The organism is Candidatus Mycobacterium wuenschmannii, from assembly GCF_030252325.1.
Taxonomy (GTDB): domain Bacteria; phylum Actinomycetota; class Actinomycetes; order Mycobacteriales; family Mycobacteriaceae; genus Mycobacterium; species Mycobacterium wuenschmannii.
In genome coordinates, this window is the sequence record NZ_CP126981.1 from 1,992,397 (window position 1) to 2,006,903 (window position 14,507).

13 protein-coding genes are annotated in these 14,507 nt (G+C 66.6%); 2 read left to right on the plus strand and 11 right to left on the minus strand.

The annotated features are described in order from the left end of the window. Position 1: 1 nt before the first annotated feature. From PT015_RS09465 to fabG, 4 genes are all read right to left on the minus strand, one after another. A complete protein-coding gene (locus PT015_RS09465; RefSeq protein WP_285190366.1) occupies positions 2 to 1,195 on the minus strand; it encodes an acyl-CoA dehydrogenase family protein in 1,194 nt (397 codons plus the stop codon). Between the two features lie 16 nt (positions 1,196 to 1,211). Continuing rightward, positions 1,212 to 2,336, minus strand: coding sequence for a CoA transferase (locus tag PT015_RS09470; protein ID WP_285191021.1), 1,125 nt, complete (start codon positions 2,334 to 2,336; stop codon positions 1,212 to 1,214). Positions 2,337 to 2,404: 68 nt separating this feature from the next. Beyond that, positions 2,405 to 3,559 carry an acetyl-CoA C-acetyltransferase gene (locus PT015_RS09475; protein ID WP_285191022.1) on the minus strand — a complete coding sequence of 385 codons (1,155 nt, stop codon included), beginning with the start codon at positions 3,557 to 3,559 and terminating at the stop codon, positions 2,405 to 2,407. A gap of 59 nt (positions 3,560 to 3,618) precedes the next feature. Next, positions 3,619 to 4,359 carry a 3-oxoacyl-ACP reductase FabG gene (fabG, locus tag PT015_RS09480; RefSeq protein ID WP_285190367.1) on the minus strand — a complete coding sequence of 247 codons (741 nt, stop codon included), beginning with the start codon at positions 4,357 to 4,359 and terminating at the stop codon, positions 3,619 to 3,621. 143 nt (positions 4,360 to 4,502) lie between these two features. Between fabG and PT015_RS09485 the strand changes: the two genes are divergently transcribed. Then, entirely contained in the window at positions 4,503 to 5,666 is a 1,164-nt protein-coding gene (locus PT015_RS09485; RefSeq protein WP_285190369.1) for an acyl-CoA dehydrogenase family protein, read from the plus strand. Here PT015_RS09485 and PT015_RS09490 read toward each other — a convergent pair whose 3' ends face one another. Further along, positions 5,667 to 6,485, minus strand: a complete 819-nt coding sequence (locus PT015_RS09490) for a DUF4436 domain-containing protein (protein WP_285191023.1) — start codon at positions 6,483 to 6,485, stop codon at positions 5,667 to 5,669. A 108-nt stretch (positions 6,486 to 6,593) separates the two neighbouring features. Here PT015_RS09490 and PT015_RS09495 point away from each other — a divergent pair, with 108 nt between their 5' ends. Continuing rightward, positions 6,594 to 7,415 carry a mycofactocin-coupled SDR family oxidoreductase gene (locus PT015_RS09495; RefSeq protein ID WP_285190370.1) on the plus strand — a complete coding sequence of 274 codons (822 nt, stop codon included), beginning with the start codon at positions 6,594 to 6,596 and terminating at the stop codon, positions 7,413 to 7,415. On the opposite strand, the gene PT015_RS09500 is transcribed toward PT015_RS09495, so the two are convergent. The 6 genes from PT015_RS09500 to PT015_RS09525 form a co-directional block, all read right to left on the minus strand. After that, the gene (locus PT015_RS09500; protein WP_285190371.1) at positions 7,412 to 8,344 is read right to left on the minus strand and encodes an alpha/beta hydrolase; all 933 of its coding nucleotides are present in this window, start codon (positions 8,342 to 8,344) and stop codon (positions 7,412 to 7,414) included. The two genes, PT015_RS09495 and PT015_RS09500, sit on opposite strands and share 4 nt — an antisense overlap. After that, positions 8,341 to 9,672, minus strand: a complete 1,332-nt coding sequence (locus tag PT015_RS09505) for a flavin-containing monooxygenase (RefSeq protein WP_285190372.1) — start codon at positions 9,670 to 9,672, stop codon at positions 8,341 to 8,343. The genes PT015_RS09500 and PT015_RS09505 overlap by 4 nt, the downstream gene beginning before the upstream one ends. After that, complete coding sequence (locus tag PT015_RS09510; protein ID WP_285190373.1) at positions 9,669 to 10,745, minus strand: phosphotransferase family protein; 1,077 nt, start codon at positions 10,743 to 10,745, stop codon at positions 9,669 to 9,671. Before PT015_RS09510 ends, PT015_RS09505 begins: the two co-directional genes overlap by 4 nt. Before the next feature lie 45 nt (positions 10,746 to 10,790). Continuing rightward, complete coding sequence (locus PT015_RS09515) at positions 10,791 to 11,426, minus strand: maleylpyruvate isomerase family mycothiol-dependent enzyme (protein ID WP_285190374.1); 636 nt, start codon at positions 11,424 to 11,426, stop codon at positions 10,791 to 10,793. Between the two features lie 2 nt (positions 11,427 to 11,428). Then, positions 11,429 to 12,895 carry an adenylate/guanylate cyclase domain-containing protein gene (locus tag PT015_RS09520; protein WP_285191024.1) on the minus strand — a complete coding sequence of 489 codons (1,467 nt, stop codon included), beginning with the start codon at positions 12,893 to 12,895 and terminating at the stop codon, positions 11,429 to 11,431. 88 nt (positions 12,896 to 12,983) lie between these two features. Further along, the gene (locus tag PT015_RS09525; RefSeq protein ID WP_285190375.1) at positions 12,984 to 14,468 is read right to left on the minus strand and encodes an aldehyde dehydrogenase family protein; all 1,485 of its coding nucleotides are present in this window, start codon (positions 14,466 to 14,468) and stop codon (positions 12,984 to 12,986) included. Positions 14,469 to 14,507: the final 39 nt, after the last annotated feature.

Below are 14,507 nucleotides of genomic sequence, written 5' to 3' on the forward strand. Positions count from 1 at the left end.
GTCAAATCCGATACTCGGCAAGCAGGCGCTTGCTGATGATCTGCTTCTGGATCTCGCTGGTGCCCTCACCGATGAGCAGGAACGGCGCGTCGCGCATCAGCCGCTCGATCTCGTACTCCTTCGAATAGCCGTATCCCCCATGGATGCGGAAGCTCTGCTGCGTCACCTCCGCGCAGTACTCGCTCGCGAGGTACTTGGCCATGCCCGCGGCGACGTCGTTGCGCTCTCCGGAGTCTTTGAGTCGCGCCGCGTTGACCATCATCAGATGGGCGGCCTCGACTTTGGTTGCCATCTCGGCAAGTTGGAACGCGATCGCCTGATGCTCGGCGATCGGCTTGCCGAAGGTGTGCCGTTGTTGTGCGTACCGCGCGGCGAGTTCGAAGGCCCGGATGGCGACACCGACGGCTCGGGCAGACACGTTGACCCGGCCGACCTCGATGCCGTCCATCATCTGATAAAAGCCCTGCCCCGGGGCCCCGCCGAGAACGTCGTCGGCGCTTGCCGCGTACCCGTCGAAGATCAACTCGGTGGTGTCGATGCCCTTGTAGCCGAGCTTGTCGATCTTGCCCGGAACAACCAGCCCTGGCTTGACTTCGCCGAAGCCGGTGGGCTTTTCGATCAGGAACGCGGTCAGGTTGCGGTGCGGCGCCTCGGCGCCTTCGTCGGTGCGCACCAGCGCGGCGACCAGGCTGGAACTGGCACCGTTGGTCAGCCACATCTTCTGGCCGTTGATCGTGTAGTCGCCATCGTCGCCGCGGGTAGCCCGGGTGCGGATCGCGGCGACGTCAGATCCCAACTCCGGCTCCGACATCGAGAACGAACCGCGGATTTCACCGGTGGCCATCCGGGGCAGGAAGCGTTGCTTCTGCTCGTCGGTACCGTGCTGACGCAACATGTAGGCGACGATGAAGTGGGTGTTGAGCACGCCGGAGATGCTCATCCAACCGCGGCCCAGTTCCTCGATGCACAGGGCGTAGGTCAACAGCGACTCGCCAAGCCCGCCGTATTCTTGCGGGATCATCAGACCGAACAACCCCATTTCACGCATCTGGTCGACGATCGCCTGCGGATAGGTGTCGGTGCGCTCGAGTTCGGGCGCGTTCGGGATCACTTCCTTGTCCACGAATTGCCTTACCGTGGAGATGATTTCGTTCTGGACGTCGGTGAGGCCGAGGGTCTGGGCGAGTTTGGTCATGGGCCGGGTCTCCTTGTCAGCGGGCGATCGTGTTCGCGTCGGTCAGTCGGGCGATGTCTTCGGCGCCAAGCCCCAGAGCCTGGGTCAGCAGGTCGGCCGTGTCCTCGCCGAGGCGCGGCGCGGGCCGAGCGGCGACGTGTCGGCCGTCGAAGACGGCGGGCAGGCCGGGCGCCAGGTAGTCGCCGAGCCCGTCCTGATGCAGCCGAGAGAACAGGGGGTTCTTCATGACTCGCTCGTCGGCGGCGGTCTCGGCGAAGGTACGGTAACGCGCGAACAGCACGCTGGTGGCGGACAAGGCCGCGGTGATGTCGTCGGCCGAGTGCTCGGCGAACCAGGTCGCGAACAGCGCGCTCAAGACGTCGCGGTAGCGGTAGCGCACCCCCTCGTCGGCGAAGTCGGCGTCAAGTGACTCGGCGAGCGCGGAAACGGCTGCACCGCAACCGGTTACCGCGACGATGTCCTGGAAGTGCCGCTTGGTCAACGTCACCACCATGAACGCGACACCGTCGCGGCTGGTGAAGTCCTGCCCGTACTGGCCGTAGATCGCGTTGCCGAGTCGCGCACGCTGAGTGCCGTTGATCTGGGGCTCGGTCAGCAATCCCAGGTTGCCGGCGGTGGCCAGCGCGACGTCCTCCAGTGGCACGCTGATCTGCGCGCCCACCCCTGACTGGTCGCGACGGCGTGCCGCGGTCACGATGGCGAGCGCAGCGTAGAGGCCGCAGCAGACGTCCCAGGCCGGCAGCACGTGATTGATGGGTCCGGCGTGGTCCGCCGGTCCGGTGACCAAGGGATAGCCGATGCCGGCGTTGACGGTGTAGTCGACGGCGGTGGAACCGTCGTGGCGACCGAGCACCTGGAGGTGGATCAGGTCGGGACGATCGGCGACGAGCGTCTCGTACGACAGCCAGGACGGCCCCGCGATGTTGGTCACCACGATGCCGTCACCTTCGACAATCAGCCGCTGGACCAGTTCCTGTCCTTCGGCTGAGCGCAGATCGATGGTGGCCGAACGCTTTCCCTTGTTCAGTCCGGTCCAGTAGATCGAGGTGCCGTCCTCGGTCAGCGGCCACCGGCTGGTGTCCGAGGCTCCGCCGATCGGGTCGATGCGGATCACCTGCGCACCGAGTTGGCTCAAGGTCATTCCGCACAGCGGCGCCGCGACGAAGCTGGACACTTCGATCACGGTGAGGTCGGCAAGCGGCGCGGTCACTACGGCACAACCCGCTCGAAGATCGCGGCCAGGCCTTGGCCGCCACCGATGCACATGGTTTCCAGTCCGTATCGCGCGTCACGACGATGCAATTCGCGGGACAACGTCGCCAGCATCCGGCCGCCGGTCGCGCCGACTGGGTGTCCGAGCGAGATCCCTGACCCGCGCACGTTGGTGCGCTCGTGGTCGGCGGCGCCGAAGTTCCACTCCCGCATGACCGCAAGGGCCTGGGCAGCGAACGCCTCGTTGAGTTCGATCAGGTCGATGTCGCTGAGTTGCAGTCCGGCTTTGGCCAATGCGGCCGCGGTGGCCGGCACCGGTCCGATCCCCATCACGTTGGGCGCCACACCCGCACTCGCCCACGACACCATGCGCACCAACGGCGTCAGGCCGAGTTCGGCCGCGCGTTCCGGGGTGGCCACCAGGCACATTGCTGCTGCGTCGTTCTGACCACTGGCGTTGCCGGCCGTCACGGTCGCACCCGGATCATTCTGTAGCAGAACGGGTTTGAGCTTGCTCAGCGATTCGATCGTAGTGTCCGCGCGGGGATGCTCGTCGGTGTCGAACACCTCCTCGCCGCGACGGCTTACCACCGTGACCGGGATGATTTCCTCGGCCAGCACGCCGTCCTGCTGTGCGGCGACCGCGCGCTGATGCGACGCCACCGCGAGTTCGTCTTGTTCCTGACGGGATATGTCGTACTGGCGGCGCAGGTTCTCCGCGGTCTCGAGCATTCCGCCGGGCACCGGGTAGTCGCGGCCACCAGCGGTGGTCCGGCCGCGCGCCAGACCGTCGTGCACCTGCACGCCGCGGGCCCCGCCCCAGCGCATGTCGGTCGAGTAGAACGCGACGTTGCTCATGCTCTCCGCCCCGCCGGCCACCACGAGATCGTTGTCGCCGGAACCGATTTGCATGCATGCCTGGATGACAGCCTGCAGGCCCGAACCGCAGCGACGGTCGACCTGCATGCCGGGCACGGTCACCGGCAGACCGGAATCGAGCGCAACCACCCGCCCGATCGCGGGGGCCTCGCTGTTGGGATAGCAGTGGCCGAGAATGACGTCCTGGACCGCTTCGGGCGGCACGCCGGTCCGGTCGAGCAGACCGGTCAGCGCGGCGACGCCGAGTTCGACGGCGCTCTGCGACTTGAACATTCCGCCGTACCGCCCGATCGGCGTACGGACAGGCTCGCAGATGACCGCCTCGCGCAGGCTCACAGGTGCCGTCCGCCCGTGACCTCGAGGACGGTTCCGGTCATGTACGACGAGAGGTCGCTGGCCAGGAACAGCGCGACCTTGGCCACCTCTTCCGGCTCGCCGGCGCGCCCCATCGGAATCTCGGCCAGCTTCTCGTCCCAGATCCGTTGCGGCATGGCCTCGGTCATCGCGGAGCGGATCAGCCCGGGCTGGATGGCATTGACCCGAACGCCCAGGTGCGCAAGCTCTTTCGACGCCGCCTTGGTCATGCCGACGATGCCCGCCTTGGCGGCCGAATAGTTTGTCTGACCGATCATGCCGACCTTTCCCGAGATCGATGACATGTTGACGATCGCGCCGCTCTTGTTATCGCGCATGATCGCCGCGGACTTGCGCAGCCCGTTCCACGTGCCCTTCAGGTGGACGGCGATGACCTCGTCGAACTGGTCCTCGGTCATCTTGCGCATCGTCGCGTCGCGGGTGATGCCGGCGTTGTTGATCATGATGTCCAGCGCGCCGAAGCCGTCCACGGCGGCGCCGAGCAGTGCGTCGACGTCCGCACCGGAGGTCACGTCACAGCGCACCGCCAGGGCCACGGTGTCCCCGCCCAACTTCGCGGCCGCCTCGTGTGTCGCGTCGAGATTCACGTCGCCCAGTACCACCCGAGCGCCCTCGTCCACGAAGCGTTGCGCGATGGCCAACCCCAGACCCTGGGCTCCCCCTGTGATCACTGCAGTCTTACCGCTCAACAACGACACACGATCACCGTCTTCCTGTCGGGGCCTCCACGCCGAGGCATCGTCTACATCATATTTCATATATGATCGCGGCCGAGCAGCGGTCGGTGGGGTCCCGCAATTGCAGGATCCGAGGCCGATCGCCGAAGAAGGAGCGTTGATTCATGCCTGCTGCCGTCGACGACGACGACTTCCAGCAGATCCTGGCGGCGACCCGCCAGTTCGTCCGCACCGCGGTCATGCCCCGAGAGCAGGAGATTCTCGCAAGCGACAAGGTGCCCGACGATCTGCGACAGCAGGCGAAAGACATGGGGCTGTTCGGTTACGCGATCCCGCAGGAGTGGGGCGGGCTCGGGCTCGACATCACCCAGGACATCGAGTTGGCGATGGAACTCGGCTACACCTCGCTGGCGCTGAGGTCGATGTTCGGCACCAACAACGGCATCGCCGGCCAGGTACTGGTCGGGTTCGGTACCGATGAGCAGAAGTCAACCTGGTTGGAGGGCCTGGCGTCCGGCAAGGTCGCCTCGTTCGCACTCACCGAGCCCGGAGCTGGATCGAATCCAGCGGGATTGCGCACCAAGGCAATTCGCGACGGCGACGACTGGGTGATCAACGGCGAGAAGCAGTACATCACCAACGCCCCGGTCGCCGACCTGTTCGTCGTCTTCGCACGGACGCGCCCCGCCGACGACGACGGACCCGGGATCGCGGTGTTCCTGGTGCCCGCCGACGCCGACGGCGTCGAGGTGGGGCCGAAGGACGCCAAGATGGGCCAGGAGGGCGCCTGGACCGCCGACGTCCGCTTTACCGATGTGCGGGTGCCCGACAGCGCGCTGATCGGTGGTAGCGAGGACATCGGCTACCGGGCGGCGATGACGTCGCTGGCGCGCGGCCGGATTCACATCGCGGCCCTCGCGGTCGGCGCGGCCCAGCGGGCGCTCGACGAATCGGTCGCCTACGCGGCGACCGCGACTCAGGGCGGAAAACCCATCGGCAGCTTCCAGTTGGTGCAGGCGATGCTCGCAGACCAGCAGACGGGGGTGATGGCCGGCCGCGCCTTGGTCCGCGATGCGGCCCGGCTGTGGCTCGACGACGAGGACCGCCGGATCGCGCCGTCGGCGGCGAAGGTGTTCTGCACCGAAATGGCCGGAAAAGTAGCCGATCTCGCCGTGCAGATCCACGGCGGCAGCGGCTACATGCGGGAGGTGCCGGTCGAACGCATCTACCGCGACGTCCGCCTGCTCCGCCTATACGAGGGCACCAGCGAGATCCAGCGTCTGATCATCGGCGGGAATCTGGTCAAGGCCGCCCAGCGCAAGCAGTGATCATGTCTTCCTGCTGACGTGGCGCCACCAGCAGTAGACGTAGAGCCCCATGGAGATGACCAGCACGACGATCACCCACAGCACAACGGTGACATCGACCCAGAACCCGATCGGCGGTGCGTCGGGCAGTGCGGTGCGCAACGGCACCACCGAAAACAGCAGCGCCGCATACCATGTCGTCATCGGCGGGAAGAATTCGCGTTTGTAGGCGAGGGTCTGCACCGCGACGAACAACGCCAGGCCGGCCAGCGCGATCAGCACCGCGAGGATGACGGCCGCGAACGCGGCTGTGCTCGGTGAACGGTGCAAGATCACGTGGTACGGCGACGGCGTCGCGCCGCCACCGGCGTCCGGGACGGTGACCTTCCATCCCGGAATTCGGTCGAAGACCGTCACCGAGGCGCGCTGGGGCGGTTGGCCGCCCGGAAAGAGTTCGACGGTGACCGGTCCCGTCTCGTAGCGGTCGAAGGGCCAGCTCGATGGATCGCCGGAAACAATCAGTGGCACCGGAAAGACGCCCGGGACAACACCTTTCAGCCAGCTGCGCTTGGTTGGCGTGACGGCCGACGTGACCGCGACGCTGAGGTCGTCCTTGAGGCCGTGCGTCACCGGATCGAGTAGATCGGGCCCCGGCACCACCGTGAGGTTGACCGTCAGCACGCCCTTGACCGATGCGACCTCCTCGACGTCGCAGATGACGGTGGTGCCGTTGGATGTCGGCTGGCCGTGCGAAATCTCGTGGGGCCGGCCCATGCCGGTGTGGCTGTAGAGCACGATGGTCGCGATGTACGCAGCGACGAAAACCGCGACGGCCGCCATGCCCTTTTTCACCGCGGAATTGTCGCACGGTGCCGGGCCAGAACCGGGCCGAAGCGTCAGACGCTATTATCGTCCCCATTACAGTGGCCTTTACCATAGGGAGTGCGTATGACCGGTCGGCTGCAAGACAGGGTCGCATTCATCACCGGCGCGGCGCGGGGTCAGGGTCGTGCGCATGCCGTCAAGCTAGCCCGTGAAGGCGCCGACATCATCGCGGTCGACATCGCCGGCAAGCTGCCGTCCTGCGTGCCCTACGACCCGGCCACCCCCGAAGATCTCGCCGAAACCACTCGGCTGGTCGAAGCAGCTGGGCGCCGAATCATCGCCTCGGCCAACGATGTTCGCGACTTTGACGGCCTGCGCGAGACTGTAGGCAATGCCGTCGCCACCCTGGGCCGGCTTGACGTCATCGTCGCCAACGCAGGCATATCGGCCCCGCAGGTGTGGAATGAGATCACCCCGGATTCGTTCCGCGACGTGATGGACGTGAACGTGACGGGCGTCTGGAACACTGTGATGGCCGGTGCGCAGCACATCGTCGACGGCGGCCGCGGCGGATCGATCATCTTGATCAGCTCGGCGGCGGGACTCAAGATGCAGCCGTTCATGATTCACTACACCGCCAGCAAGCACGCCGTCACCGGGATGGCCCGCGCGTTCGCCGCCGAACTGGGCCGGTATGCGATCCGGGTCAACAGCGTGCACCCCGGCCCGGTCAATTCCGCGATGGGCAGCGGCGAGATGGTCTCCGCGATCGCGAGCGCCAACGAGACGGTCCCGACGATGGCCAACGTGCTGACACCGTTCCTGCCCAACTGGGTGGCCGAGCCCGAGGACATCGCCGACGCGGTGTGCTGGCTGGCCAGCGACGAGTCGCGGTATGTCACCGCGGCGGCGGTGCCGGTCGATCAGGGGTCGACGCAGTATTAGCACTCGCTGGGCATCTGAGCCGCGTTGCGCGCCAGCGTGCGTGCGATGAAAGCGATTTGGTGGTCGACGACCTTGTCGAACCACTCGTTGCCGGGCCACACGTCGAAGTGGTCGCACGGGTAGTGGTGTACTTCCGCCCTCCCCCGCACCGCGACCTTGGCGATCGACTCCGCAGGCACGAACCGGTCGAAGTCGGCGATCTGCACCAGCAGCGGGCAGCGCAGTTTGGCGGCCGCGCCCGACGACCGCACCAGCGCGAGTTGCAGGCCGACGCCGGCGTCGATTTCGTTGCGCCAGGTCGGGCCCGCCATCGACAGATAGTTCTCGTAGGCGCCGTCGAGCGTCAGCGCACCCGCCTCACCGGGCCGCCCGACCACGGGCATGAAGGTTGCGCTGCCGCCCATGGCGGCAGCGAGGCGACCCTTCACGCCGGCGGCGGTCCAGCGCATTCCGGAGACCAGGTCACACTGCGCGATGGCAAGTCGGCTGGTGGCCGCGCCACTGGTCAGCGGCGTCAGCGCGATCACACCGGCGATCGCTCCGTCGTTCGCCGCGACCCGCAAGACGTGGCCACCGGAGAACGACACTCCCCAGAGCAGCACTCGGCCCGGGTCGACGTCGGGTAATCGTCGCACGGCCGATACGGCGGCCCGATAGTCGTCGACTTGCCTTGCGACCGAGACTGTTTGGCGGGGTTCGCCCCCCGAAGCGCCGAAGCCGCGATAGTCGAACGCAACGACGTCGACTCCCGCGTTGCTCAGCCGACGGCCGAACGGCTCGAGGCCGGAGTCCTTGGTGCCGGCAATGCCATGAGCCATCACAACGACGGGACGGCCGGACGGGCTGGCGAAGCGGTCGCCCGCACCGCGGAAATGCCATGCGTCGCAAACCGTCTCGCCCGAGCGAAAGGTCAGCGCGGTGTACGTCATGCGAAGGCCGATGCGGCGGCGCGCTTGAGCCCTGCGGGTAGTTCTCGCGTCCGGATGTCGTGCTCGTAGTAGAAGTAGTCGACCTGCTGCGTGTGGCGCGGCCGGTCGGTGCAATGGCCGACATACATCTGCTGATCGGCGTCGATCACCCGTTCCATCTCCGCCGGCGACGGCAGTGCATAGCGCCCCACCGCGTAGGCAGCGAGCAGCCGGGCCTGGCACTCGACGAACGGGAACAGCGTCGGTACAGCCTGCGCGAAGCCGATGAATGCCAGATCCGCCAAGCCGGGTTTAAACATCCGCTTGTAAAGCCGGATCTGATTGTCCGGCGCGCTGATCAGACCGGGGTCGAAAAACGGGAAGGTGATGTTGTATCCGGTCGCATAGACGATCGCATCGAATTCGTCGCTGGTGCCGTCGTCGAAATGAACCACGTCACCATCGAGGCGGGAGACGTTCGGTTTGGGAATCACGTCGCCGGACCCGAGTCGCAGCGGCAATTCCACCGATTGCGTCGGGTGAGCTTCGAAGATCTTGTGGTTGGGCGCGGGCAGACCGTAGAGCGTCGGGTCAGTGCCCATCAGCGGCATCAACGCCTGAATCGCCTTGCGCTGCCACGCTAACGGCAAATGGGGCGAGGTTCTGAACAGCTTGTCGCCGGGCCGGCCGGCGATGTATTTGGGAACGATCCAGGCGCTGGATCGGGTAGATAGCGTGACCCGGTTCTGCAGCGCCCGCGACGACAACTCCACGGTGATATCGGCGGCGCTGTTGCCCAGGCCCACGACGAGAATCCGCTTGCCGGTCAATTCCAGGGGCGTGTGCGGATCTATGTAATGGTGCGAGTGGATGACGTCGCCGTTGAAGGTGCCGGGAAAGTCGGGAAATCGAGCGTCCCAGTGATGACCGTTGGCGACGACCAGGAGGTCGAATTCGCGGGTGGCGCCGGCCTGATCCTCGATCAGCCAACCGCCGGCCTCGTTTCGGCGCGCCTGGGCTACGCCGTTGTTGAACTCGATGTGCTCCAAGAGGTCGAAGGTGTCAGCGTAGGCATCCAGATAGGCCTTGATGTCGGAGTGATGCGGGAAGGCGGGAAAGTGTTCGGGAATCGGAAAGTCCTTGAACGACAACCGATGCTTCGAGGTGTCGATGTGCAGCGAGCGGTAGGCGCTGCTGTGCCCGTTCGGGTTGCCGAAGGCCCAGTTGCCGCCGATCCGGTCAGAAGTCTCGAATGTCGTGTACGGCACGTCGTAGTCGTTGAGCATCTTTCCGGCGGTCAGCCCGCTGATGCCGGCGCCAATGATCGCGGTGCGCGGCCTGTTCGTCATGTCGCCGCCTCCTGCCCGGCCGCGTACCCCGCGACCAGATCCAGCGAACCCAATTCGCGAATCGCCTGACAGCCGCGGGCCAGCATGGTGAGCACCATGTCGTCGCCGCGGTCGGTCGCGGTCGCGAACGCGAATCCCAGCGCCGAGATCAGCACCGTCTGAGTCATACCGAGTCGATAGTCCTGCCAACAGGTTTCACTGTCGTACCCGGTGACTCCGTAGCCGGTCAGCGCGCGGTGGTAGTCGTCGACGAGGTCACGCTCGATCGAGGCGCGCAGGTCGGGCTTGAGGCTGGTCGCGGTGAAGTACGCCAGGTCGCGGGCGGGCAGACCCACCCCGAGCGTCTGCCAGTCGACCACCGTCACGCCGCCCCCGTCGGGGAAGAACAGCAGGTTGTCGAGGCGATAGTCGCCGTGCAACAGCGCAAATCTGTCTCGCTCCGCGAGCAGCCACGGTGTCACCAAATTCATTGCTGCGGTGAAGGTCTCGCGGTCCGCAGCGCTCATCCGGTCGCCGAGTTTGTCCAGTGTGATCTCGGCACTCATCCGGGCGACCTCCCCCAGGCCGCCGGCCGACGCTTCGTCGGGCCGCGCGAACGCGACCCCGTCGAAGTCCAGCCAGAATGGGTCGCACCAGCTCGGGGCGTGCAGTCCGGCCAGCGCCGTCACCGACAGCCGCGCTTCGCGCTCCCCACAACCCGCGATCTGGTCGCCCTGCGCCGCGGGTGCCTGGTCAGCCAGCAGCAGCGCGTAATCCAGTGCATCGTCGCTGATTTCGCAATAGAAGCATTGCGGCGTCGGCACCTGCACTCGATCGACCACGCCGGTGTAGAAGGCGCATTCGCTGCGGTAGCCAATGGTCACCCGGTCGCGCACGGCGTCGTCCTGGGCGGGCAGCTTGATCACGAAGGTGTCGGGCAGGTCGCCGGCGTCGGCGTAGGTGACTGACACTCGGTAGGTCGCGCCGGTCTGACCGGTGCCGATGCCGACCACGTCGACCCCGGCCACCGGCACGCCGAGCACCCCGGCGAGCCAGTCGGTGGTGACGTCAGCGGGAAAGCGAGGTATCGGCATGGCGATACTGTAAGCCATTCGGCAGCGGGGGCGGCGCAGTTGACGTTAGGACAGACGACCCCGCAGGACCGGCAGCCCCGGCCCGGTGAGGCCGGCCAATACCGTGGTGCGCCCACAGATGCCCATCATCAGCGTGGCGACCGGGCCACTGATCTCGGCACCGTCGCGCCATCGCCGGTCGATATCGTTGGCGGACAACCGAATTCCCCGCAGCCGGCCCAACGACACGAAGCCGATCGGCCAACCGCCGGTGAGGAAATCCACCGCGGTCGCCGTGCGCTCGACGTCGGGTTGAAACGGCAGGCCGAGCGCGATCCGGACGTCACCGGTGTGCACCAGGATGTCGGCGAGCGGGCCCCGCGGACCGAATACCGGCGACGAAACGGGCCGGTCGGCATTCGCGTGAAGATCGGCAACGATATCGGTGGTCGGCGCCTGCGCGCGGCGGCGCGCAAGGGTGTCGATGCCGCGATCCAGGCTCCCGCACCGGACCGCCATCTTCAGGAATCCGGGCATGCCGTCGAGCACCGTGCTCACCACGTGCGCGGCCACCGTCTTGACGTCCCAGCCGCGGCAGAGGCTCGGCGTCGCCAACTGCGCGTCGTCGAGCCCCTCGATCAGTTGCGCGAACTCACGTCGCTGGTGGGCGACCGCCGCGAAGACGAACTCATGGTCGACCATGGCTACTCCTCATCCGATGGGGTCCAGATGTGGGTGGCATCCGAGCGGCCGCGCAACACGGTCTCGCTGTCCGGCGCCCACCGCGACCGCTCGGCATCGTCGGCGCGCTCGACCGCGGCGGCCGAGCCCGCGACCCGCTGGCCCACAGTCTTGGCGAAGTCGGCCAGGCGGGCCGCCTCGTTCACGGCATCGCCGACAACCGTGTATTCGTAACGGTTTTCGGCCCCGATATTGCCGGCGAAGACCGGCCCGGCCGATACGCCGATGCCGAAGTCGACCTCCGGCAGCTGCTGGAGTTCGGTGCGCAGCAGCCGGGCGGTGGCCAACGCGGCCGACGCGCAGTCGTCGTGCGCCAACGGCGCCCCGAAGACGGCCAACGCTGCATCACCCTGGAACTTGTTGATCAACCCGTGGTGATCGTCGACGGCGTCGACCACGATGCGAAAGAAGTCGTTGAGAACGCGGGCCACCTCTTGCGGCGGTCGACTCGCCGCCAACGTCGTGGACCCGACGAGGTCGATGAACAGCACGGCCGACTCGCGGACGTCGCCGGACAGCGTGGTGCCCTCTTCGATCGCGCGACGGGCCACGTCGTCGCCGACGTGGCGGCCGAACAGGTCGCGCAACCGGTCGCGCTCGCCGATGCCGGCGACCATGCGATTGAACCCGTTTTGCAGGCGGCCGAGTTCGGACTTCTCGTACACGCCGACGACGGTGTCGATTTTGCCCTTCTCCACCCGGGCCATCGCGTCGACCACCTCGCGCACCGGATCCGATATCGATCGGGACGTCATGATCATCACCGGCAGCCCGATCAGGATCGCGACGAGCGTCACCACCAGAATGGGCATCTCGACCGACCCGGTCCGCTGGATGATCCAGCCGTTGGAGCGGGTCAGCACCAGCCCGGCGATCGCGACGCACGGTAGCCCGCTGCCCAAGAGCCACATGCCGATCAGCCGGGCAAGCACACTGGGCGCCACCACCGTGCCGTCGGAGCCCTGGGTGGCCGCCAGCATGATCGGCCGCAGGGACCGCTGGGTGAGCAACAGGCTGAGACTCGCGGCCGCGGTACCGCCGAACACCACCGCCAACAGCGTCGGAACCCACAGTGCGGCAACGCCACTGAGATTCAGGACCAGGTAGCTCAGGCCGCTGGTCGCCCACACCACCGCGAGTATCGCCGACTGTCGCGGCAACAGGCGCATGGCCGACCGGCGCTGCTCGGCATTCGGTTGCCGACCGGCGACGAACCACCGCAACACCGGAATCAGGTTCGCGACGCCACCGCCGGCCACCGCCGCCGTGCCGAGCACGACGATGATCGCAGCGGTGATCAGGCTGGTCGGCTCGAAGTACACCCGCGCGTTGTCGGAGAACTGACCGTGCAACGGGATGACGATCGCGGCCGCGTCCGCAGTGCCGATCAGGTGACCGCACGCGAGACCGGCCGCGTAGCGGGTCGCCATCCTGCGGCCGGTCGCGCGCTGCGCTCGTCCGGCGTCGGTCACGAGATCAAACTAGCCCGCTGACGACTCGCGCCGGGCGAAACGTGCGTCAGGCTACGGGGTAACCCACCGACTTGACTTCGGTGTACTGGTCGAAACCGGCGATACCGTTCTGCCGGCCGACACCGCTGTCCTTGTATCCACCGAACGGGACGTCGGCGCCGTAGGGCGCGCCGCCGTTGACGCCGATGAAGCCGGCCTTAATCCGCCGCGCCACCGCCAGCGAGTGCTCCAGCGAGCCCGACATCACGTTGCCGGCCAAGCCATAGGGGCTGTCGTTGGCGATTCGGATCGCGTCCTCTTCGTCGTCGAACGGGATGACCGACAGCACCGGCCCGAAGATCTCTTCCTGCGCGATGGTCATCTTGTTATCGACATCGGTGAAAAGCGTTGGGCGGATGAAGTATCCCTTGTCGAAGCCCGTCTCGGCGCCGGGTCCGCCGACCAGCGCGGTCGCACCCTCGTCGACGCCCTTCTGGATGTATTCGTTCACGCGATCGAATTGCCGCTGGGAAATGACCGGCCCACACAAGGTTCCGGGGTCCTGCGGGTCACCGCAGGTGACGTTCTCGTAGATGCTCTTGAGGATCGCGACGCCCTCCTCGTAGCGCGACCGTGGCAGCAGCATCCGGGTGGGGTTGGCGCAGCCCTGGCCGGCGTGCATGCAGGGGGCGATGCCGATCGCGCAGGCCAGCCCGAAGTCGGCGTCTTCCAGGACGATGGTGGCCGACTTGCCGCCGAGTTCGAGGAACAGCCGCTTCATGGTGGCCGCGCCCTTTTCCATGATCCGCTTGCCGACCACGGTCGAGCCGGTGAACGAGATCAGGTCGACCTTCGGGGAGAGCGTAAGTTCCTCGCCGACAAAGTGATCCGAGGCGGTGACGACGTTGACGACACCCGCCGGGATGTCGGTCTTCTCGGCGATCAGCCGACCCAGCCGGGTCGCGTTGAACGGGGTGTTGGGGGCCGGCTTGAGTACCACGGTGTTACCAGTGCCCAGCGCCTGACCGAGCTTGTTCAGCGTCACCTCGAACGGGAAGTTCCACGGCACGATCGCGCCGACCACGCCGACCGGCTCGCGCCACTGCTTGATCGAAGTGTTGGCTCCGGTCAGGCTGATGACCCGGTCGCCGAGGTCGGTCTCCCACGCGTATTCGTCGATCAGCCGGGCCGGGTACTTCAGGCCGTCCTGCAGCGGGGCGTCCAGCTGCGGACCGAAGGTGATGGCGCGCGGCGAGCCGACCTCGAGGATCAGCTCTTCACGCAGTTCGTCGATCTCGGACTCGATCGCCTCGTGCAGTTGCAGCAGGCAGCGCTTGCGTAACTCCTTATTGGTCGACCAATCGGTGTCGTCGAACGCGCGCCGGGCGGCGTCGATCGCCCGGGTCATGTCCTCTTTCGAAGCATCCGCCACCTCGCCGAGGGACTCCTCGGTGGCCGGGTTGATATTGGTGAACGTGCCCGCCTGGCCGTCGACCAATTTGCCGTCGATCATCATCTTCGGCTCGAAGCGGACCTTTACAGTGTCAGACATGTTTGTCGCTCTTTCGTTGGAGGGACGCTGACCGGAGCG